This is a genomic window from Stenotrophomonas sp. SAU14A_NAIMI4_8, from assembly GCF_003086695.1.
Classification (GTDB): domain Bacteria; phylum Pseudomonadota; class Gammaproteobacteria; order Xanthomonadales; family Xanthomonadaceae; genus Stenotrophomonas.
On record NZ_CP025999.1, the window covers coordinates 774,499 to 794,817 of the forward strand.

The following is a 20,319-nucleotide window of genomic DNA, read 5'->3' on the forward strand; positions in this document are numbered from 1 at the left end:
GCATGCCGCGATCAACCCGGCAGGAAGGCCGCGCGTAAGCTAGAATGTGCGCTGGCGGAGTCGGCCAGACAGTCGCGTCATCCCTTCGGGGGTGCCGAGGAAAGTCCGGGCTCCATAGGGCAAGGTGCCAGGTAACGCCTGGGCGGCGCAAGCCGACGGAAAGTGCAACAGAAAGATACCGCCTACGTCTTCTTCGGAAGGCCGGTAAGGGTGAAATGGTGCGGTAAGAGCGCACCGCGAGTCTGGTAACAGGCCGGCACGGCAAACCCCACCTGGAGCAAGACCAAATAGGGATCCTTTGGCGCGGCCCGCGTTGGATCCGGGTAGGTTGCTTGAGCGTTGCGGTGACGTAACGCCTAGAGGAATGACTGTCCACGACAGAACCCGGCTTATCGGCCGGCTCCGCCTCCTTTTTCGAGTGGCCCATCCACGCATGGCGTGGATCTACCGGGAACGCGGCCCATCCACGCATGGCGTGGATCTACCAGGCACGCCCACGCGTGGAGCCGCTCGTGCGTAGAGTCGAGCTTGCTCGACTGCATTGCGCCACGTGAGGACAGTCGAGCAAGCTCGACTCTACCTAGAACGCGGCGTGGCTTTCGCCCAGGAACGCGCCCTGTGCGCCGAAGCGGCGCTCGTGCATCTGGCCGCGGCCGTCGTGGTCGATCAGCAGCACGGTGCTGGCGCGGGTGCCGTAGTCGTCACCGCGGATGAAGGCGGGGCTGAGCCAGCGCTCGCGCTCCAGGCCGATGCCGGTGTCGGGCAGGTCGCTGTCGGCCGGGCGGTGTTCGTCGGCCAGGGCATTCCAGAGTGGGGTCAGAGCCCTTTCGCCTTGCGAAAGGGATCCGACCCCTTCTTCTTCCAGCCAGGCCGAGAGCGCGGCCATCAGCCGGCGGGTCTTCGGCCACGGTGCGTCCAGGGCGCCGTTGGACATGCCGTGCACGCCCGCATCCAGCGTCTGCCGTTCGGCCGGGTGGTTGCCCAGATATTCCAGGGTCTGGCCATCGGCCAGCAGCAGGTTGAACGGGGCGTAGGCGCCGGCGACGGCGGCCAGGCGGTCCATGTGCGCGCCGGCGGGATCGCGCCCGCGCAGGAAGTCGGCCACCAAGGCGCCGCGCGACGGCCCACTCTGTGCGGCCAGCGGGTCACGCACGTTGGTGACCACCGCCATCCGGCCCGCGGTGCCCACCCCGGCCCAGCCACCACCCGAGCGCAGGTCGCGCCCGCCGATGATCGCCGGTTCGTTTTCCCAGGGGGCCAGCGCCGCCGTGGGGCGGGCGTGGAACTCATCGCGGTTGCCGACCATCACCAACCGCCAGCGCGGGTGCTGAAGCCAGCCAAGAGCAAGCAGGCACATGGCGTCATTGTGCCCGGTTTGCGCAGTGTGGCGCCGCTTTCAGCGCGAACTGGATGAATGCGCGGCCGATGTTTCACGCCCTCTACACGCCCCTGAACTTCGGTTCAATCTCAAAAATTGAGACGGATCAGCAACTTGTGGATAAGCCTTGAACAATTCTCTAAACATTGCTGCAAGCCATTGATGCGGCAGGCGATTTCCCTGCTGAAAAGTTGTTGACAACCCTTGGCCCGCTGCTAAGGTGGGCATCAGAGGGAAATCCGGGTGTTTTGTGGGTTTTCGTGGTTCAATGTTTCACCGGGCGAAGGATAGGTGCACGCGTCGTGTTCCAGGGCGAGACGGCCATCACAGTTGACGACAAAGGACGCATGGCGGTTCCCACCGCCTACCGCGACCTGGTCGCGCGTGCCAGCAACAACCGTCTTGTCCTGACCTACAACCCGTTCGAAGCCGGCTGCCTGTGGCTGTATGCAGAGTCGGAATGGGAACGGGTCCGCGACGATGTGATGTCCAAGCCCAACACCCAGCGCGTCGTGCGCCTGTTGCAGCAGAAGCTGGTCGGCTCGGCCGCCCACCTCGAGCTGGACGGCAACGGTCGTATCAGCATTCCCGCCAGCCACCGCGGTGCGGTGGGCATTGAAAAGAAGGCGGTATTGCTCGGTATGGGCGACAAGTTTGAATTGTGGAGCGAGCAGGCGCATCGGGCCCTGATCCAGCAGACATTGTCTGACGAGGATCTGGGTGATGGGCTTCTCGACCTGAAGTTGTGAGCCGGGGTGCCCGGATGCGCCCAGAAGCGCAGACCGGTCACCTTCCGGTGTCGCAGTCGCCGGCGGTGCACCTGCCGGTCCTGTACACCCAGGTCATCGAAGGCCTGAGGGTGATCGAAAACGGACGTTATCTGGATGGCACGTTCGGTCGTGGCGGTCATGCACGTGGCGTGCTTACCCAGCTCGGTCCCGAGGGGCGCCTGCTGGTCATGGACAAGGATCCGGAAGCCATTGCCGTTGCCGAGCGCGATTTCGCGCCGGACCCGCGCGTGTCCATCTTCCGTGGCAGCTTCGCCCAGCTGCTGCAGTGGAACGAGACGGCCGAAGGCCTGGACGGCGTGCTGTTCGACCTGGGTGTGTCCTCGCCGCAGCTGGACGTGGCCGAACGCGGCTTCAGCTTCGGCAAGGACGGTCCGCTGGACATGCGCATGGACCCGGACAGCGGTGAAAGCGCCGCGCAGTGGATCAATCGCGTGGAAGATCGCGAGATCGCCGACGTGCTGTGGACCTACGGCGAAGAGCGGCAGAGCCGCCGCATCGCCCGTGCCATCGTGGCCCGCCGCGAGAAGCAGCCGTTCACCCGCACCGCCGAACTGGCCGAGCTGATCGCCTCGGTGATGCCGCGTGGGAAAGACAAGATCCACCCGGCCACGCGCAGCTTCCAGGCCATCCGCATCCACATCAACCGCGAGCTGGCCGATCTGGAAGCCGGGCTCGACGCGGCCGTGGAACGGCTCAAGCCCGGTGGTCGCCTGGCGGTGATCAGCTTCCATTCGCTGGAAGACCGCATCGTCAAGCAGTACATGAACCGCCTGGCCAAGGCGCCGCCGGCCAACCGCCGACTGCCCGAAGCAGAAGTGTTCGTGCCGACCCTGGATCTGATCGGCGGCGCCATCAAGGCCACCGACGAAGAACTGGCCGCCAACCCGCGTGCCCGCAGCGCCGTGCTGCGCGTGGCGCAGAAGCGGGAGGCCGATGCATGAGCCGGCTGCTGCTGATCATCCTGTTGGCCTGCACCGTGGCCTCGGCGATCGGCGTCGTGTTCGTGCGTCACCGTCACCGGCAGACGTTCATCGAGCTGTCGCGCGCCGAGCGTACGCGCGATGACATCAATCTGGAATTCGGCCGCCTGCAGCTGGAACAGGCCACCCTGGCCGAGGCCAACCGGGTGGACCGCATCGCGCGCGAAAAGCTGGGCATGAAGTTCCCTGAAGCCGCCGACGTGGTGGTGGTGCGCCCATGAGCAAGACCGGCCGCAACCGCCCGCGCAACGCCTTCAACCTGCGCCAGCGCCTGCGCTGGGTCGCCCTGGCGCTTGGCCTGTGTTCGGTCTCGCTGGTCGGCCGCGCCGCCTACGTGCAGATCGTCAACGCCGATTTCTACCAGCGCCAGGGCGAAGCGCGTTACCTGCGCGAGCTGCCGATCAAGACCTCGCGCGGCATGATCACCGACCGCAACGGCGAGCCGCTGGCGGTGTCCACCCCGGTCGCCTCGATCTGGGTGAACCCGCAGGACCTGCTGCGCTCGCCCGAGCGCATTCCCGAGCTGGCCCAGGCCGTGGGCATGTCGGTGGACGAACTGAGCAGCCGTCTGTCGCAGAAGTCGGACAAGGAATTCATGTACCTGCGCCGCCGGATCAATCCGGACGAGGCAGAGAAGGTGGTGGCGCTGAAGATTCCGGGCGTGGCCGCGCAGCGCGAATTCCGCCGCTTTTACCCGCAGGGTGAGGCGATGGCGCACGTGCTGGGCTTCACCAACATCGACGACCGCGGCCAGGAAGGGCTGGAGCTGGCCTTCGACGAATGGCTGCGTGGCAAGGCCGGCGCCAAGCGGGTGATCCGCAACCGCAAGGGCGAAACGGTGGAAAGCGATCTGCTGCGCGCCGCCGAGCCGGGCAAGGACCTGACCCTCAGCATCGATCGCCGCATCCAGTACCTGGCATTCAAGGAACTGCGCAACGCACTGGTGGCCAACAAGGCCGCCGGCGGTTCGATGGTGATCATGGATGTGGCCACCGGCGAGATCCTGGCCATGGTCAACCTGCCCACCTACAACCCGAATTCGCTGAACGGTGCGGTGCCGGACACGCGTCGCAACCGCGCCGTGACCGACCTGGTCGAGCCGGGCTCGACGATGAAGCCGCTGACCATTGCCACGGCCCTGCAGGCCGGGGTGGTGACCAAGGACACCATCATCGACACCAACCCGGGCTACATGACCCTGGGTCGATTCACCATCCGCGACGTGCCGCGCAACAACGGCGTGCTCAACGTGACCGGCGTGATCACCCGCAGTTCGAACGTGGGCGCTGCCAAGGTTGCGGCCAAGCTGCCCGACCAGACCTTCTACGATTCGATCCGCAGCTTCGGTTACGGTTCGGTGCCGCACAGTGGTTTCCCCGGTGAATCCGGTGGCGTGGTGCTGCGCCCGGCGCGCTGGTCGGGTACGTCCAAGACCACCATGTCCTACGGCTATGGCCTGAATGTCACTCCGCTGCAGATCGCCACGGCTTATTCGGCCCTGGCCAACGGCGGCAAGCTGATCGCACCGACCTTCGTGAAGGGCCAGCGCAACGAAGGCAAGCAGATCATCGATCCGGCCGTGGCCAAGGAAGTGGTGGCCATGATGGAAACCGTGGTGACCCAGGGCGGCGCCAAGCAGGCGGCGGTGCTGGGCTACCACGTGGCCGGCAAGACCGGTACGGCGCGCAAGGCCGGCCCGGGTGGCTATGAGCGTGGCCACTACAACTCGCTGTTCGCCGGCGTGGTGCCGGCCACCAACCCGCGCTTTGCCACCGTCATCGTCATCAACGACCCGCAGGGCGGCAAGTTCTATGGCGGTCTGGTCTCGGCGCCGGTGTACCACAACGTGATGGAAGGCACCCTGCGGCTGATGGATGTGCCGCTGGACGACCTGCAGTCGTGGCTGGCCGCCCAGCAGTCCGGAAAGATGGGCCATTCGGCGTCCATCCTGCCGGCACCGCCGGCTGAAACCGCGTTGCCGGCCGACGCCGCCGCCGAATTCGACGCCGCGCTGCCCAGCGCGCAGAACCATGTGCCGGCCCCGCCCGCGGGAGGCACGCAATGAGCCCTTCGATGTTGCTTTCGCAGTTGCTTCCCGACGTTGCCCTGGCGGGCAATGATCCCGTTCTGACCGGCCTGGTGCTGGACAGCCGTGCCGTGCGCCCCGGCAATGCCTTCGTGGCGATTGCCGGTTTCGGCGCGCATGGCCTCGGCTTCGTCGAGCAGGCGCGTGCCGCCGGTGCCAGCGCCATCCTGTTTGAACCGCCGGCCCCGGCCGAACTGCCTGCGCCGGCCGACGCCATCGCAGTGCCCGGCCTGCGCGCCCGCCTGGGCGCGATGGCCGACCAGTTCCATGGCGCGCCGTCGCGCGCGATGACCATGGTGGGCGTGACCGGCACCAACGGTAAGACCTCCACCGTGCAGCTGCTGGCCCAGGCCTGGCACCTGCTCGGCACGCCCAGTGGAAGTATCGGCACCCTGGGTGCCGGTCTTTATGGTGCGGTGGAACCGACCGGCTTCACCACCCCGCTGGTGCTGCAGATGCATGCGCTGCTGGCGCAGCTGCGCGCCGACGGTGCGCAGGCCGTGGCGATGGAAGTGAGCTCGCATGCGCTCGACCAGGGTCGCGTGGATGCCGTGCACTACGACGTGGCGGTGTTCACCAACCTCACCCGCGACCATCTGGATTACCACGGCGACATGGCCAGCTACGGCGCGGCCAAGGCACGTCTGTTCCATCGCCCCGGCCTGAAGGCCGCGGTGGTGAACCTGGACGATGCGTTCGGTCGCCAGCTGTTCGCGGGTCTGCCGGCCGGCGTGCAGCCCATCGGCCTGAGTTCGCGTGGCGCCGAGGGCGCCCGCGTGCGTGCCGAAGCCCTGCAGCTGGATGGCCGTGGCATCGGCTTTGAACTGGTGATCGACGGCGCGCGCGCTGCAGTGCAGTCGCCGCTGCTGGGTCGCTTCAACGTGGACAACCTGCTGGCCGTGGCCGGCAGCCTGCATGCACTGGGCCAGCCGCTGCAGCGCATCGCCGCCGTGCTGTCGGCGCTGAAGCCGATCCGCGGCCGCATGAACCGTCTGGGCGGCGAAAACGGCCTGCCCACCGTGGTGGTGGATTACGCACACACGCCTGATGCGCTGGAACAGGCGCTGGACAGCCTGCACGGCCACCTGCAGGGCACGCTGTACTGCGTGTTCGGCTGCGGTGGCGAGCGCGATACCGGCAAGCGCCCGCAGATGGCGGCCATTGCCGAGCGCCTGGCCAACCAGGTCATCGTGACCGACGACAACCCGCGTGGCGAAGACGGCGATGCGATCGTGGCCGATATCCTGGCCGGCTTCACCGACGCCTCCGCCGTGACCGTGCAGCGCAGCCGCGCGAGGGCGATCGGCCTGGCGGTGAAGCGCGCCGGTGCGGGCGACATCATCCTGATCGCCGGCAAGGGCCACGAGCCCTACCAGGAAGTGAAGGGCGTGCGCCACGACTTCGATGATACCGAAGTGTCGGCGGCCGCGCTGGCCGCCAAGGCCGGTGTGCTCGCAGGGGAGGGCGCGGCATGAAGCGCACCCTGCTTTCGCTGATCGCACATTGGGCCGGTGGCGAGATCCACGGCGACGACGTGGCCATCGACGCGGTCAGCAATGACACCCGCAGCCTGGGCGCGGGCAGCCTGTACGTGGCCCTGCGCGGCGAGCGTTTCGACGGCCATGACTTCGCCGCCGACGCACACGCGCGCGGCGCCAGTGCGCTGCTGGTCGAGCGCCTGCTGCCGCTGGACGTGCCGCAGGTGCTGGTGGCCGACAGCGAACTGGCCCTGGCCAGGATCGCCGCCGGCATGCAGCGCGACCGTGGCACCGAGGTGTTCGCGATCACCGGCAGCAACGGCAAGACCAGCGTGAAGAGCCTGCTGCTGTCGATCCTGCAGCAGGTGGCCGCTCACGCCCATAAGGTGGTGTACGCCAACCCCGGCAACCGCAACAACGAGATCGGCCTGCCGCTGGCGGTGATCGATGCACCGGAAGATGCCGACTACGCCGTTTACGAGATGGGTGCCGGCAAGCCGGGCGACATCGCCTACCTGACCGACATCGCCCGCCCGCGCTACGCGCTGGTGAACAACATCGCACCGGCGCACCTGGAACGCATGGGCAGCCTGCTCGGCGTTGCGCTCACCAAGGGCGCGATCTACGCGGCGCTGCCGGCCGATGGCGTGGCGGTGATCAACGTGGACGATGCCTACGGCCGCTGGTTCGAACAGCATTTCATCGGTACCCCGGCCCGTTGCCGGGTGCTGCGCTATGGCCTGGAACACAGCGCCGACGTCACCGCGCGCGATATCCGCGCCGGTGCGCAGGGCAGCCAGTTCACCCTGGTGTCGCCGCAGGGCGAGGTGGGCGTGGTGCTGGGTCTGCCCGGCCGCCACAACATCAGCAATGCGCTGGCCGCTGCCAGCCTGGCGCTGGGTGCAGGCATCGGTCTGGAGCTGGTGGCCGCCGGCCTGGCCGCCGCGCAGCCGGTGCCGGGCCGCCAGATCGCCCACACCCTGCACAGCGGTGCGGTGCTGGTCGATGACAGCTACAACGCCAACCCCGGTTCGCTGGCCGCGGCCATCGATGCCCTGGCCGCGGCGCCGGAAGAGGGTTGGCTGGTGTTGGGTGACATGCGCGAGCTGGGCCCCGATGCCGAGGCCCTGCACGCGCAGGCCGGCCTGCGCGCCCGCGCGGCCGGCCTGAAGCGTCTGTATGCGCTGGGCCCGCTCAGCGCCGCCGCCGCGGTTGCCTTCGGTGAAGGTGGCCGCCATTTCGCCACCCATGATGCGCTGTCGAAGGCGCTGCAGGACGAGTTGCACGCTGGTGTGCGCTGCCTGGTCAAGGGTTCCCGTGGCAGTGCCATGGACCTGATCGTCAAAGCGCTGCTGGCGCAAGGAGAGGAATCCCCGCATGTTGTATGAACTGGCTCGATGGTTGCAGCAGTTGGAGAGCCTGTTCGGGCTGTTCAACTACCAGACCTTCCGCGCGATCCTGGCCGCGCTGACGGCGCTGTTCCTGTCGCTGTGGCTTGGCCCGGCGGTGATCCGCCGGCTGGCCCAGTTCAAGGGCGGCCAGCCGATCCGCACCGACGGCCCGCAGACCCACTTCTCCAAGGCCGGCACGCCCACCATGGGCGGTTCGCTGATCCTGCTCACCGTCACCCTGTCGGTGCTGATGTGGGCCGACCTGCGCAACCGCTACGTGTGGCTGGTGCTGGCGGTCATGCTGTGCTTCGGTGCCATCGGCTGGTACGACGACTGGATCAAGATCGTGCGCCGCGACCCGAACGGCCTGAAGTCGCGCTGGAAGTACCTGCTGCAGTCGATCTTCGGTCTGGCCGCGGGCATCTTCCTGTTCCAGACCGCCGATGTGCCGGCGGCGCTGACCTTCTACATCCCGATGTTCAAGTCGGTGGCGCTGCCGCTGGCCGGCATCGGCTTCGTGGCCATCGCCTACTTCTGGATCGTCGGCTTCTCCAACGCGGTGAACCTGACCGACGGGCTGGACGGCCTGGCGATCATGCCCACCGTGCTGGTGGCCTGCGCGCTGGGCGTGTTCGCCTATGCGTCGGGCAACGTGGTGTTCGCCAACTACCTGCAGATTCCGCAGATTCCCGGCGCCGGTGAGCTGGTCATCATCTGCGCGGCCATTGCCGGCGCGGGCCTGGGCTTCCTGTGGTTCAACACCTATCCGGCCATGGTCTTCATGGGCGATATCGGCGCGCTGTCGCTGGGCGCGGTGCTGGGCACGATCGCAGTGATCACCCGCCAGGAACTGGTGCTGGTGATCATGGGCGGCGTGTTCGTCATCGAAACGCTGTCGGTGATGATCCAGGTCGCCTCGTTCAAGCTGACCGGCAAGCGCGTGTTCCGCATGGCGCCCATCCACCACCACTTCGAACTGAAGGGCTGGCCCGAGCCGCGCGTGATCGTGCGCTTCTGGATCATCTCGGTGGTGCTGGTGCTGATCGGCCTGGCCACGTTGAAGGTGCGCTGAGCATGAACGACCTGTCCCGCCAGGCAACCCGCCTTGAAGCCATCGAAGGCAGCTACGACAAGTGGCTGCTGGGCGCGATCATCGCGCTCACCGGCGTGGGCGTGGTGATGGTGGCATCCAGTTCGATCGCGCTGATGAGCAGCCCGTTCTACTACCTCAACCGCCACCTGATCTTCCTGGCCGTGGGCATCGTGCTGGCGGTCATCGCCGCGCGCACCGAACTGAAGTCGATCGAGCAGTACAACCAGGTGCTGCTGCTGGGCTGCTTCGCGCTGCTGCTGGTGGTGTTCATTCCCGGCCTGGGCAGCAGCGTGAACGGCGCCCGCCGCTGGATCAACCTGGGTATTTCCAAGTTCCAGACCGTGGAAGCGGTGAAGGTGCTCTACATCGTCTGGCTGTCCAGCTACCTGGTGCGCTTCCGCGATGAAGTGAACGCGACCTGGCCGGCCATGTTGAAGCCGCTGGGCGTGGCCGGTGCACTGGTGGTGCTGCTGCTGCTGCAGCCCGACTTCGGTTCGTCCACCCTGCTGCTGGCCATCACCGCCGGCATGCTGGTGCTGGGCGGGGTGAATATGCCGCGCATGTCGATGCCGGTGGTGATCGGTCTGGTGGGCATGAGCGCGCTGGCCATCATCGAGCCGTACCGCATGCGCCGCATCACCTCGTTCCTGGACCCGTGGGCCGACCAGCAGGGCGACGGCTACCAGCTGTCCAACGCGCTGATGGCGGTGGGCCGCGGTGAGTGGACCGGCGTGGGCCTGGGCAATTCGGTGCAGAAGCTGTACTACCTGCCCGAAGCGCATACCGACTTCATCTTCTCGGTCACCGCCGAGGAATTCGGCTTCCTGGGCACCTGCGTGATCATCGCCCTGTACGCGCTGCTGGTGGGCCGTACCTTCTGGCTGGGCATGCGCTGCGTGGAAATGAAGCGCCACTTCTCCGGCTACATCGCCTTCGGCATTGGTCTGTGGATCAGCATGCAGACCTTCGTTTCGATCGGCGTGAACCTGGGCATCCTGCCGACCAAGGGCCTGACCCTGCCGCTGATCTCGTCCGGCGGTTCGTCGGTGCTGATGACCTGCGTGGCGATGGGTCTACTGCTGCGCGTGTCCTATGAATTGAAGCGCGCCGAGCGCCGCCAGGCCGTGCGCATCGGCGCGGCCGACGAAGGCATGCCGGTGGCAGCGGCCAGCGCGCCGGCAGCCCCGGTTGCACCGGCAGCGGCGGCTTCGGTGGCCAACGCTGCGGCCAGCACGGCGGCCGCGGCAGCGCCTTCGGCCGCCGCGCGTGGCACCAGCCGCCTGCAGTCGCGCATTGAACCGACCTTCGGGAGGCTGTCATGAGTGCCGCCCCGACCACCACCGCCAGCAACCGCCCGGTGATGATTTTGGCCGGCGGTACCGGCGGCCACATCTTCCCCGGCCTGGCCGTGGCCCGCGTGCTGCGCGAACGTGGCGTGCCGGTCACCTGGATGGGCGCCGACGGCGCGATGGAAACCCGCCTGGTGCCGCAGCACGGCATCCACATCGATACGCTGGCCATCACCGGGCTGCGTGGCAAGGGCAAGCTGGCCCTGCTGGCCGCCCCGTGGCGGCTGATGCGCGCGCTGCGCGCGGCCGGCATGATCATCCGCCAGCGCCAGCCGCGTGCCGTGGTTGCCTTCGGTGGTTTCGCGTCCGGACCCGGTGGCATGGCCACGCGCCTGCATGGCCTGCCGCTGATCGTGCACGAACAGAACCGTGCGCCAGGCCTGACCAACCGCATCCTGTCGCGCTATGCGCGCCGCCTGCTGACCGGCTTCCCCGGCACCTTCGCCAAGGGCGAAGAGTTCGTCGGCAACCCGGTGCGCGCGGAAATCGCCGCCATCGCACCGCCGGAACAGCGCTTCGCCGACCGCCACGGTCCGCTGCGCGTACTGGTGGTCGGTGGCAGCCAGGGCGCACGTGCGCTGAACACCGGCGTGCCGCAGGCCATTGCCGCGCTGGGCGCCGGCGTGCCGGTGCAGGTGCGCCACCAGAGCGGCGAGAAGATGCACGCCGAAGCGGTCGAGGCGTATGCCAAGGCCGGTGTGCAGGCTGAGATCACGCCCTTTATCGCCGACATGGCCGACGCCTTCGCCTGGGCCGACCTGGTGGTGTGCCGTTCCGGCGCGTCCACCCTGGCCGAGCTGTGCGCGGTGGGCGTGGGCAGCGTGCTGGTGCCATTCCCCGCCGCCGTTGATGACCACCAGACCCGCAACGCGGAGTACCTGGTGGAGCGCAACGCAGCCGTGTTGCTGAAGCAGGACGGAACGCTGGCCGACGGCATTGCCGCACTGCTGCGCGAACTGTCCGAAAATCCCGCCCGCCGCATGCAGATGGCGCAAGCCGCGCGTGCCCTGGCCAAGGTCGATGCCGCCGAGCGCATCGCCGATATCATTCTTGAGGAAGCAGTATGAAGAAGGCCTGCCATAGCGCCTGCCACGCGCGAGGCCGCGCATGATCCGCCGCCTGCATGACACCAACGATCTGGTGCGCGCGTTCCCGCGCGTGCATTTCGTCGGCATCGGCGGCACCGGCATGAGCGGCATCGCCGAAGTGATGCTGACGCTGGGCTACGAAGTGTCCGGTTCGGACAACGCCGACAACGCGGCCACCCGCCGCCTGGCCGGTCTGGGTGCGCGCATCATGCGCGGCCATTCGGCGGCCAACGTGCTGGGCACCGACTGCGTGGTGGTGTCCAGCGCCATCCGCGAAGACAACCCCGAGCTGATGGAAGCGCGCAGCCAGCGCATTCCGATCATGCCGCGCGCGGCGATGCTGGCCGAGCTGATGCGCTTCCGCCGCGGTATCGCCGTGGCCGGCACCCATGGCAAGACCACCACCACCAGCCTGACCGCGGCGGTGCTGAGCGAAGGCGGCCTGGACCCGACGTTCGTGATCGGTGGCCAGCTGCTGGCCGCCGGTGCCAACGCCAAGCTGGGCGGTGGCCAGTGGCTGGTGGCCGAGGCCGACGAAAGCGATGGCAGCTTCCTGCGCCTGAACCCGCTGATGTCGATCATCACGAACATCGATGCCGACCACCTGGAAAACTACGGCAACGATTTTGCCCGCGTGCAGGCCGCGTTCGCCGAGTTCCTGCAGCGCCTGCCGTTCTATGGCCTGGCCGTGCTGTGCATCGACGACCCGGAAGTGGCCGCGCTGGCCGCCAAGACCCCGCGCCACGTGATGAGCTACGGCATGAGCCCGCAGGCCGACGTGCGTGCGGAAAACGTGGTGCAGGAAGGTTCGCGCATGCGCTTCACCCTGCGCCTGCCGCAGGGCACCAGCCAGGAAGTGGTGCTGGCCCTGCCGGGCAAGCACAACGTGCTGAACGCCTTGGCCGCTGCGGCGGTGGGCTGGCAGCTGGGCGTGGCGCCGGACGCGATCGCGCGTGCGCTGGAAAGCTTTGCCGGCGTCGGCCGTCGCTTCAACGATCTGGGCGAAGTGACCACCGCCAGCGGCGCCAAGGTGCGCATCATCGACGATTACGGCCATCACCCCAGCGAGCTGGAAGCGGTGTTCGCCGCGGCGCGCGGCGGCTGGACCGACAAGCGCCTGGTGGTGGCGTTCCAGCCGCACCGTTACAGCCGTACCCGCGACCAGTTCGACAAGTTCGCCGCCGTCCTGTCCAGCGTGGATGCGCTGGTGCTGAGCGAGGTCTACCCGGCCGGTGAGGAACCGATCGCCGGTGCCGATTCGCACGCGCTGGCCCGCGCCATCCGTGCGCGCGGCCGCAGCGAGCCGGTGGTGGTGGGCAAGGCCGCCGAGCTGGCCAGCGTGCTGCCGGACGTGCTGCAGGACGGTGACCTGCTGCTGATGATGGGCGCCGGCGACATTGGCGCCGTGGCCAGCCAGATCGCGGTGGAAGGTTTCAAGGCGGAGGGCCAGGCGTGAGCACGTTGACCTTCCCGCCGCTGCGCAGCACCGACCCGGCCGTGTTCGGTCGCGTGGCCGTGCTGCTGGGCGGCACGTCCAGTGAACGCGAGGTCTCGCTCGATTCCGGCCGCAACGTGCTGGAAGCGCTGCAGGCGCGCGGCGTCGATGCGTTCGCCGTCGACGGCATTCCGGCGCTGGCCAAGGCGCTGGCCGCCGGAGGTATCGACCGGGTGTTCAACATCCTGCACGGCCACAACGGTGGCGGTGAGGACGGCATCGTGCAGGGCCTGATGGATGCCTTCGGCGTGCCGTACACCGGCTCCAACGTGCTGGGTTCGGCACTGAGCATGGACAAGATCCGCACCAAGCAGGTGTGGCTGTCGCTGGGCCTGCCCACCCCGCAGTACCGCAAGGTGACTGCGGAGAACGTGCATGCGAACGCGGCCGAGCTGGGCCTGCCGGTGGTGGTCAAGCCGGCCAACGAAGGTTCCAGCGTGGGCATCAGCCGGGTGACCGACGACGCCGGTCTGGACGAAGCAGTGGCCCTGGCCGCGCGCTACGACGGCCAGCTGCTGATGGAACAGATGGTGCTGGGCGACGAACTGACCGTGGCCATCCTGGGCGATGTGGCGCTGCCGTCGATCCGCATCGTGCCCAAGGGCCAGTGGTACGACTACAACGCCAAGTACATTGCTGAAGACACCCAGTACCTGTGCCCGGGCCTGGACGGCGCCGACGAGGAAGAGATCGGCCGCATCGCGCTGGCCGCCTTCCGCGCGGCGGGCTGCCGTGGCTGGGGCCGGGTGGACGTGATGCGTGACCGCGCCAGCGGCCGCTTCTTCCTGCTGGAAGTGAACACCGCCCCGGGCATGACCAGTCATTCGCTGGTGCCCAAGGCTGCCGCCCAGGCCGGCATCGGTTTCGAGGAACTGGTGTGGCGCGTGCTGGAACAGACCCTGGAGGCATCGCACGCATGAACGCGGTGCTGCGCATCTTCGTCTGGCTGTTGGCGCTGTCGGTGGTAGCACTGCCGGTGGTGGCCGTGGTCAACGGCTGGGTCGGCGCCGAGCGCTGGCCGCTGGCGAAGCTGCGCGTGCACGGTGAGTTCAAGCGTGTGCCGCCGGAACAGCTGCAGCAGGTACTGCTGCCGTATGCACACGCCGGTTTCTTCGCGGTGAAGCTGCAGGACGCGCAGGACGCACTGGAAAAGCTGCCCTGGGTGGAAAGCGCGCGCGTGCGCAAGCAGTGGCCGGATGTGCTGGAAGTGACCCTGGTTGAGCACAAGCCGTTCGCCCGCTGGGGCAACGACCGCCTGCTGTCCGAGCAGGGCAAGCTGTTCCCCACGCCGAAGAAGCTGGCCGACCTGCAGCTGCCCGAGCTGGATGGCCCGGACAGCCAGACCGAAGAAGTAGTGAAGCTCTACAACGATTCGCGCGCGTTGTTTGCCCCGGCCGGCGTGGATGTGCGCCGGCTGAGCATGGACGCGCGCGGCAGCTGGTCGCTGCTGCTGAGCAATGGCACCGAAGTGGTTGTGGGCCGCGACGATGCCCGCTCGCGCCTGCAGCGCTTCGTGCGCGTGCTGCCGCAGCTGGCCAACCAGGCCGCACCGATTGAACGGGCGGACCTCCGCTATACCAATGGTTTCACGTTGAGCTGGGGCACCCCGCCCCCGGCCGACGCGCCGGCCACCCCGGCACGAAGGACGCAGGAAAGGACATGAATCGCAAGGGTGACAAATCGCTGATCGTCGGCCTGGATATCGGCACCTCCAAGGTGGTGGCGCTGGTGGGCGAGTATTCGCCGGGCAACCCGATCGAAGTGATCGGCATCGGCTCGCATGAGTCGCGCGGCCTTAAGCGCGGCGTGGTGGTGGACATCGAATCGACCGTGCAGTCGATCCAGCGTGCGGTGGAAGAGGCCGAGCTGATGGCCGGCTGCGAGATCCGTTCGGTCTACGCCTCCATTTCCGGCAACCACGTGCAGTGCAAGAATTCGCCGGGCATCGTGCCGATCCGCGACGGTGAAGTGACCTGGGGCGACCTGGATCGCGTGCTGGATGCGGCCAAGGCCGTGGCCATCCCGGCCGACCAGAAGATCCTGCACGCCATTCCGCGCGAATACGTGCTGGATGATTCGCAGGAAGGCATCCGCAACCCGGTGGGCATGACCGGCGTGCGCCTGGAGGTGCATGCGCACCTGGTGGTGTGCGCGCAGTCGGCTGCGGCCAACATCAGCAAGTGCGTGCAGCGCTGCGGCCTGCAGGTGGACGACCTTGTACTGTCCTCGCTGGCGTCCAGCGTGGCGGTGCTGACCGCCGACGAAAAGGAGCTGGGCGTGGTGCTGGTGGACATGGGCGCGGGCACCACCGATATCGCGGTGTTCGTGCAGGGTGCGATCTGCCACACCGCATCGTTGCCGATCGCCGGCGACCACGTGACCAACGACATCGCGCACATGCTGCGCACGCCCACCCCGGAAGCCGAGCAGATCAAGGTGCGCTACGCCTGCGCCCTGGCCCAGCTGGCCACCGCCGAGGAAAGCATCCAGGTGCCGTCGGTGGGCGACCGCCCGCCGCGCCGCATGCCTCGCCATTCGCTGGCGCAGGCGGTGCAGGGCCGTTACGAGGAAATCTTCGAGATGGTGCAGGCCGAACTGCGCCGCTCCGGCTTCGAGGAACTGGTGCGTGCCGGCCTGGTACTGACCGGTGGTGCATCGAAGATGGAAGGCGTGGTCGAACTGGCCGAGGAAATGCTGCAGATGCCGGTACGCGTGGGCATTCCGCAGCACGTGACCGGGCTGGGCGAAGTGGTGGGCAACCCGGTGCATGCCACCGGTGTGGGCCTGCTGCTGATGGGCAGCCAGAACGAACACCCGCGTCGCCCGTCGCTGCCCACCGGCCGCGCCGGCAGCATGTTCAAGAAATTGAAGACCTGGTTCCGCGGCGAGTTCTGACGCGCAACCTGCAACACCCGGGCTTGCCCGGTCGCAACACCCGCAACACCTGCAGTACCGCTTCAAGGCAACACACAACCCACACAGCCGCAACGGCAACATGACGCGCAAAGGCAGGAGGCCTGAACGCCCATGCCACCGAAAGCGGATACAACGAGGACACGGACATGGCGCATTTTGAACTGATCGAAAAGATGGCACCCAATGCGGTGATCAAGGTGGTTGGCGTGGGCGGCGGCGGCGGCAATGCCGTGGCGCACATGGTCAACTCGGCAGTGGATGGCGTGGAATTCATCACCGCCAACACCGACTCGCAGGCCATCAAGAATTGCGGTGCCAAGCTGCAGCTGCAGCTGGGTACCAACGTCACCAAGGGCCTGGGCGCAGGCGCGAATCCGGAAGTGGGCCGCCAGGCCGCACTGGAAGACCGCGAGCGCATCATGGACGCCCTGCAGGGTGCGGACATGGTGTTCATCACCGCCGGCATGGGCGGCGGCACCGGCACCGGTGCGGCACCGGTGGTGGCCCAGCTGGCCAAGGAAATGGGCATCCTGACCGTGGCCGTGGTCACCAAGCCGTTCCCGTTCGAAGGCCGTCGCCGCATGCAGGTGGCGCTGAAGGGCATCGAGGAACTGAGCCAGCACTGCGACTCGCTGATCACCATTCCCAACGAGAAGCTGATCACCGTGCTGGGCCGCAACGCCACCATGATCCAGGCGTTCCGCGCTGCCAACGACGTGCTGCAGGGCGCCGTGCAGGGCATCGCCGATCTGATCGTGCGCCCGGGCCTGATCAACGTCGACTTCGCCGACGTGCGCACCGTCATGTCCGAAATGGGCCTGGCGATGATGGGTACCGGCACCGCCCGTGGCGATGACCGCGCCCAGGCCGCCGCTGAATCTGCCATCCAGAACCCGCTGCTGGACGATGTGAACCTGGCCGGTGCCAATGGCATCCTGGTCAACATCACCGCCGGCGCCGACTTCACCATGGCCGAGTTCGACGAGATCGGCCGCACCATCGATGGCTTCGCTTCCGAAGACGCCACCGTGGTGGTCGGCACCGTGCTGGACCCGGACATGCAGGACGAAGTGCGCGTGACCGTGGTGGCCACCGGCCTGAACCGTGTCTCGGCCAGCAAGAGCCAGCGCCCGGGCGAGCGTGCACCGATCAAGCTGGTGCGCAACGCCACCACCGGCCAGCCGGAATTCGGCGACTTCGACAACGGCGGCGATGCAGTGTCCAAGGCCGTGGGCGGCATGGGCCTGGGCCTGCGCCGCGCCAGCAGCGACAGCGTGGCTGCGTCCACCCCGTCGGCACCGAGCAATTCGTCGCCGGCGGCGGCAGAACTGCCCAACGATTACCTGGACATCCCGGCGTTCCTGCGCCGCCAGGCGGACTGAGCGGGGTAGCCCGGGGCTTGTCCCCCCCGGGTTGCGCCACCATGTCCTGAAATGCAGGCGCCGGGCCAGGATGGGCCCGGCCGCCTTGCTTCGCGCGTCCCACCGGCGTCTACACGGCGTTTCAGCCGGGGTATGGGACCCTGCGTGTTAATCTAGTGTGTCACTTCCGGTCTGCCCCCCATGATCCAGCAACGCACTCTCAAGAACACGATCCGCGCCACCGGCGTTGGCCTGCACAGCGGTGACAAGGTCTACATGACCCTGCGCCCGGCACCGGTCAACCATGGCATCGTGTTCCGTCGCGTCGATCTGGACCCGGTGGTGGAAGTGCCCGCCAAGGCCGAACTGGTCACCGAAGTGACCCTGTGCACCGGCCTGACCTGCAACGACGCCAAGATCCAGACTGTCGAACACCTGATGTCGGCCCTGGCCGGCCTGGGTGTGGACAACATCATCGTCGAACTGTCCTCGCCGGAACTGCCGATCATGGACGGCTCGTCCGGCCCGTTCGTGTTCCTGCTGCAGTCGGCCGGCATCGTGGAACAGAACGCGCCCAAGCGCTTCATCCGCGTGCTGAAGACCGTGGAAGTGACCGAGGGCGACAAGGTGGCCCGCTTCACCCCGTACGAGGGCTACAAGCTGGGCTTCACCATCCAGTTCGACCACCCGATGATTCCGGCCAAGCAGTCGCGCCAGGAAATCGAGTTCTCCACGCAGGCCTACACCAAGGAAATCTCCCGCGCGCGCACCTTCGGTTTCATGCGCGACCTGGAATACATGCGCGAGCGCAACCTGGGTCTGGGCGGTTCGATGGACAACGCCATCGTGCTGGACGAGTTCCGCGTGTTGAACGAAGACGGCCTGCGCTACGCCGACGAATTCGTGCGCCACAAGATTCTTGACGCCATTGGCGATCTTTATCTGGCCGGTGGCCAGGTGCTGGGGGCCTACGAGGGCTTCAAGTCGGGTCATGCGCTCAACAACAAGCTGGTGCGGGCGCTCATGGCCGATGCCACCGCCTGGGAGTGGGTGACCTACGAATCGCCCAGCGTGGAAGACCCGGTGGTGTATGCCATGCCGGCGTACGCGTAACAGACCAAGTTGTTGAATTGAAAAGAAATGACGCCGCCACTCAGGGCGGCGTTGTCGTTTCCGTGGCTACTGACGGCCGGCTCCGTGAAGCGTGACGTGAATGCGCTCACCGGGTCACGGTTTTGTGAACCTGGCCGATCGAAAGCCTGAATTTAACGTTTTTTTAACAACAATCTAACGACTCGACCACGGGGTGCCGCTAGGATGCGACCCGGCCCCCGAAAATGTTTCACGCTGCGGTGACACGCGCGACGGGGAGCGGAGCCGGATGCTCCGCTGCCATCAGGACCCTTTTCCCGTTTTACCGGGGACATCCTGCAAGGCTGCCAAGGCGTCGCGTAGCCCTTTGTGCGTGGCGGCTGAAACTGCGTGGGGGCCATTCCGGTTGTCGTGCGCTGGGGAGCGCGAGGGAGTGGGAGACGCAGTCTTGATGGTCACCTTGGTGGCCTTCAGCCCGATGGACCGGGCCGCGTCGAGCAACTGGGCTTCGGCAAGCCGCAACTTGGCATGCCAGACCGGGGATTCGACGAGAAAAACGAGGTGTTCGCCGTCCACATTGGCCAACCGGCAACGGTTGCGCAGCGGGGGCGGCAGTTGGGGGCGCAACTGACGGTCCAGCGCGTCGAGCCACAAGGCACGCCGCAGTGGGTTCCCGCTTTTGTCCGCCATCACTGCATCCAGGGCCGGTTTCGGCTTGGACGCAGGGCGAACGCTGGATTTCGGCTCAGACATGAAAACTCACTGATGGCATTCAAAAAGATCGTAATCAAAACGCGTGAACGTCAGGCCAAATCGCCGCTCACGCGTCTGCGGTTCTACTTCGAGGACCGCCCCCGCGCCCTGCTGGGCAGCGTGCTGGGGGTAGGCTGCATTATCGGCCTTGCCGGCGGCTTCGGCGCCAGCGCGCTGAACGACTCGCGCCTGCAGGCCAAGGTCGACCGCCAGGAGGCCGAGCTGGCCAAGGTCCAGCGCGATGCGCAGACCCAGGTCAACGCACTGGCCGCGCGCATGGGCGAGCTGCAGGCCCAGGCTACCCGGCTGAACGCGCTGGGCGAACGGCTGACCCAGATGGGCAAGCTGGAAGACGGCGAATTCGACTTCAACGAGACCCCCGGCCTGGGTGACGGCGATGCCGGCGGCCCGACCGCGGACATCCCGGTGAAGGACGTCAACGCCGACTTACAGGTGCTGGAGCAGCGCTTCGCTGCTTCAGGCCGCCAGTTGTCGGTGATGGAATCGCTGATGTTCGACCACCAGCTGCAGCAGAACGCCGTGCCCTCGCGCATGCCGATCCGCAACACCTACATCACCTCCAATTTCGGTACCCGCGCCGACCCGTTCGGTCGCGGTGCCGCCACCCACAAGGGCATGGACTTCCACGCCCGCGTTGGTGACCCGGTGATGTCGGTGGCCGATGGCGTGGTCAGCTTCTCCGGGGTGAAGGGCGGCTACGGCAACGTGGTCGACGTGGACCATGGCAACGGCTACGTGACCCGCTATGCGCACAATTCGCGCCTGGTGGTGAAGGTGGGCGACCTGGTGCGCGCCGGCCAGGAAGTGGCCAAGGCCGGTTCCACCGGCCGCTCGACCGGTGCCCACGTGCACTTCGAAGTCTGGGAAAACGGCAACGTAGTCAACCCGCGCAAGTTCCTGGGTGACGGCGGCAACACGCCGGTGGGCCGTATCACCCGCGGTTGAGCCACGGGTCGGATCCCTTCCGCGCCGCGGAAGGGCTCTGACCCGATCCGGATGAGGGCTGGGGTCAGAGCCCTCTCGCCGTGGCGAAAGGGATCCGACCCC

General features: G+C 67.2%; 18 protein-coding genes and 1 other RNA gene. 17 read left to right on the plus strand and 2 right to left on the minus strand.

Features of this window, described 5'->3' with window-relative positions; genetic code table 11:
* The first annotated feature begins 56 nt into the window (after positions 1–56).
* An RNA gene (gene rnpB, locus C1930_RS03390) (RNase P RNA component class A) lies at positions 57–408 on the plus strand.
* Between the two features lie 172 nt (positions 409–580).
* Here rnpB and C1930_RS03395 read toward each other — a convergent pair.
* A complete protein-coding gene (locus C1930_RS03395; RefSeq protein WP_108771093.1) occupies positions 581–1,357 on the minus strand; it encodes an NRDE family protein in 777 nt (258 codons plus the stop codon).
* Positions 1,358–1,680: 323 nt separating this feature from the next.
* On the opposite strand from C1930_RS03395, the gene mraZ reads away from it, so the two are divergent.
* The 15 genes from mraZ (at position 1,681) to lpxC (ending at position 18,519) form a co-directional block, all read left to right on the plus strand.
* Complete coding sequence (gene mraZ, locus C1930_RS03400; protein ID WP_004143635.1) at positions 1,681–2,127, plus strand: division/cell wall cluster transcriptional repressor MraZ; 447 nt, start codon at positions 1,681–1,683, stop codon at positions 2,125–2,127.
* A gap of 14 nt (positions 2,128–2,141) precedes the next feature.
* The gene (gene rsmH, locus C1930_RS03405) at positions 2,142–3,110 is read left to right on the plus strand and encodes a 16S rRNA (cytosine(1402)-N(4))-methyltransferase RsmH (protein WP_108755412.1); all 969 of its coding nucleotides are present in this window, start codon (positions 2,142–2,144) and stop codon (positions 3,108–3,110) included.
* Entirely contained in the window at positions 3,107–3,370 is a 264-nt protein-coding gene (gene ftsL / locus C1930_RS03410) for a cell division protein FtsL (protein WP_108748523.1), read from the plus strand. The genes rsmH and ftsL overlap by 4 nt, the downstream gene beginning before the upstream one ends.
* The gene (locus tag C1930_RS03415) at positions 3,367–5,214 is read left to right on the plus strand and encodes a penicillin-binding protein 2 (protein ID WP_108752175.1); all 1,848 of its coding nucleotides are present in this window, start codon (positions 3,367–3,369) and stop codon (positions 5,212–5,214) included. Before ftsL ends, C1930_RS03415 begins: the two co-directional genes overlap by 4 nt.
* A complete protein-coding gene (locus C1930_RS03420) occupies positions 5,211–6,710 on the plus strand; it encodes a UDP-N-acetylmuramoyl-L-alanyl-D-glutamate--2,6-diaminopimelate ligase (RefSeq protein ID WP_108771094.1) in 1,500 nt (499 codons plus the stop codon). Before C1930_RS03415 ends, C1930_RS03420 begins: the two co-directional genes overlap by 4 nt.
* Positions 6,707–8,101 carry a UDP-N-acetylmuramoyl-tripeptide--D-alanyl-D-alanine ligase gene (gene murF, locus C1930_RS03425; protein ID WP_108771095.1) on the plus strand — a complete coding sequence of 465 codons (1,395 nt, stop codon included), beginning with the start codon at positions 6,707–6,709 and terminating at the stop codon, positions 8,099–8,101. The genes C1930_RS03420 and murF overlap by 4 nt, the downstream gene beginning before the upstream one ends.
* Positions 8,091–9,176 carry a phospho-N-acetylmuramoyl-pentapeptide-transferase gene (mraY, locus tag C1930_RS03430; RefSeq protein ID WP_108752178.1) on the plus strand — a complete coding sequence of 362 codons (1,086 nt, stop codon included), beginning with the start codon at positions 8,091–8,093 and terminating at the stop codon, positions 9,174–9,176. The genes murF and mraY overlap by 11 nt, the downstream gene beginning before the upstream one ends.
* 2 nt (positions 9,177–9,178) lie before the next feature.
* On the plus strand, positions 9,179–10,519 hold the full coding sequence (gene ftsW / locus C1930_RS03435; protein WP_108771096.1) for a putative lipid II flippase FtsW: 1,341 nt from the start codon (positions 9,179–9,181) through the stop codon (positions 10,517–10,519).
* Positions 10,516–11,613 (plus strand): undecaprenyldiphospho-muramoylpentapeptide beta-N-acetylglucosaminyltransferase, encoded by a 1,098-nt coding sequence (murG, locus tag C1930_RS03440; RefSeq protein ID WP_108771097.1) that lies wholly within the window; start codon positions 10,516–10,518, stop codon positions 11,611–11,613. Before ftsW ends, murG begins: the two co-directional genes overlap by 4 nt.
* A 40-nt stretch (positions 11,614–11,653) precedes the next feature.
* A complete protein-coding gene (gene murC / locus C1930_RS03445) occupies positions 11,654–13,090 on the plus strand; it encodes a UDP-N-acetylmuramate--L-alanine ligase (RefSeq protein WP_108761243.1) in 1,437 nt (478 codons plus the stop codon).
* A complete protein-coding gene (locus C1930_RS03450) occupies positions 13,087–14,049 on the plus strand; it encodes a D-alanine--D-alanine ligase (protein ID WP_108771098.1) in 963 nt (320 codons plus the stop codon). The genes murC and C1930_RS03450 overlap by 4 nt, the downstream gene beginning before the upstream one ends.
* Entirely contained in the window at positions 14,046–14,792 is a 747-nt protein-coding gene (locus C1930_RS03455; protein WP_108748532.1) for a cell division protein FtsQ/DivIB, read from the plus strand. Before C1930_RS03450 ends, C1930_RS03455 begins: the two co-directional genes overlap by 4 nt.
* Positions 14,789–16,024: a cell division protein FtsA gene (gene ftsA / locus C1930_RS03460; protein ID WP_079220634.1), complete on the plus strand. Its 1,236-nt coding sequence runs from the start codon at positions 14,789–14,791 to the stop codon at positions 16,022–16,024. The genes C1930_RS03455 and ftsA overlap by 4 nt, the downstream gene beginning before the upstream one ends.
* 167 nt (positions 16,025–16,191) lie before the next feature.
* Positions 16,192–17,427, plus strand: coding sequence for a cell division protein FtsZ (ftsZ, locus tag C1930_RS03465; RefSeq protein WP_108771099.1), 1,236 nt, complete (start codon positions 16,192–16,194; stop codon positions 17,425–17,427).
* Between the two features lie 180 nt (positions 17,428–17,607).
* Positions 17,608–18,519, plus strand: coding sequence for a UDP-3-O-acyl-N-acetylglucosamine deacetylase (lpxC, locus tag C1930_RS03470; RefSeq protein ID WP_108748534.1), 912 nt, complete (start codon positions 17,608–17,610; stop codon positions 18,517–18,519).
* A 282-nt stretch (positions 18,520–18,801) separates the two neighbouring features.
* Here the strand turns inward: lpxC and C1930_RS03475 are convergent, their stop codons facing one another.
* Entirely contained in the window at positions 18,802–19,251 is a 450-nt protein-coding gene (locus C1930_RS03475) for a DUF721 domain-containing protein (protein WP_108748535.1), read from the minus strand.
* Between the two features lie 12 nt (positions 19,252–19,263).
* On the opposite strand from C1930_RS03475, the gene C1930_RS03480 reads away from it, so the two are divergent.
* On the plus strand, positions 19,264–20,217 hold the full coding sequence (locus tag C1930_RS03480; protein ID WP_108771100.1) for a M23 family metallopeptidase: 954 nt from the start codon (positions 19,264–19,266) through the stop codon (positions 20,215–20,217).
* Positions 20,218–20,319 lie beyond the last annotated feature (102 nt).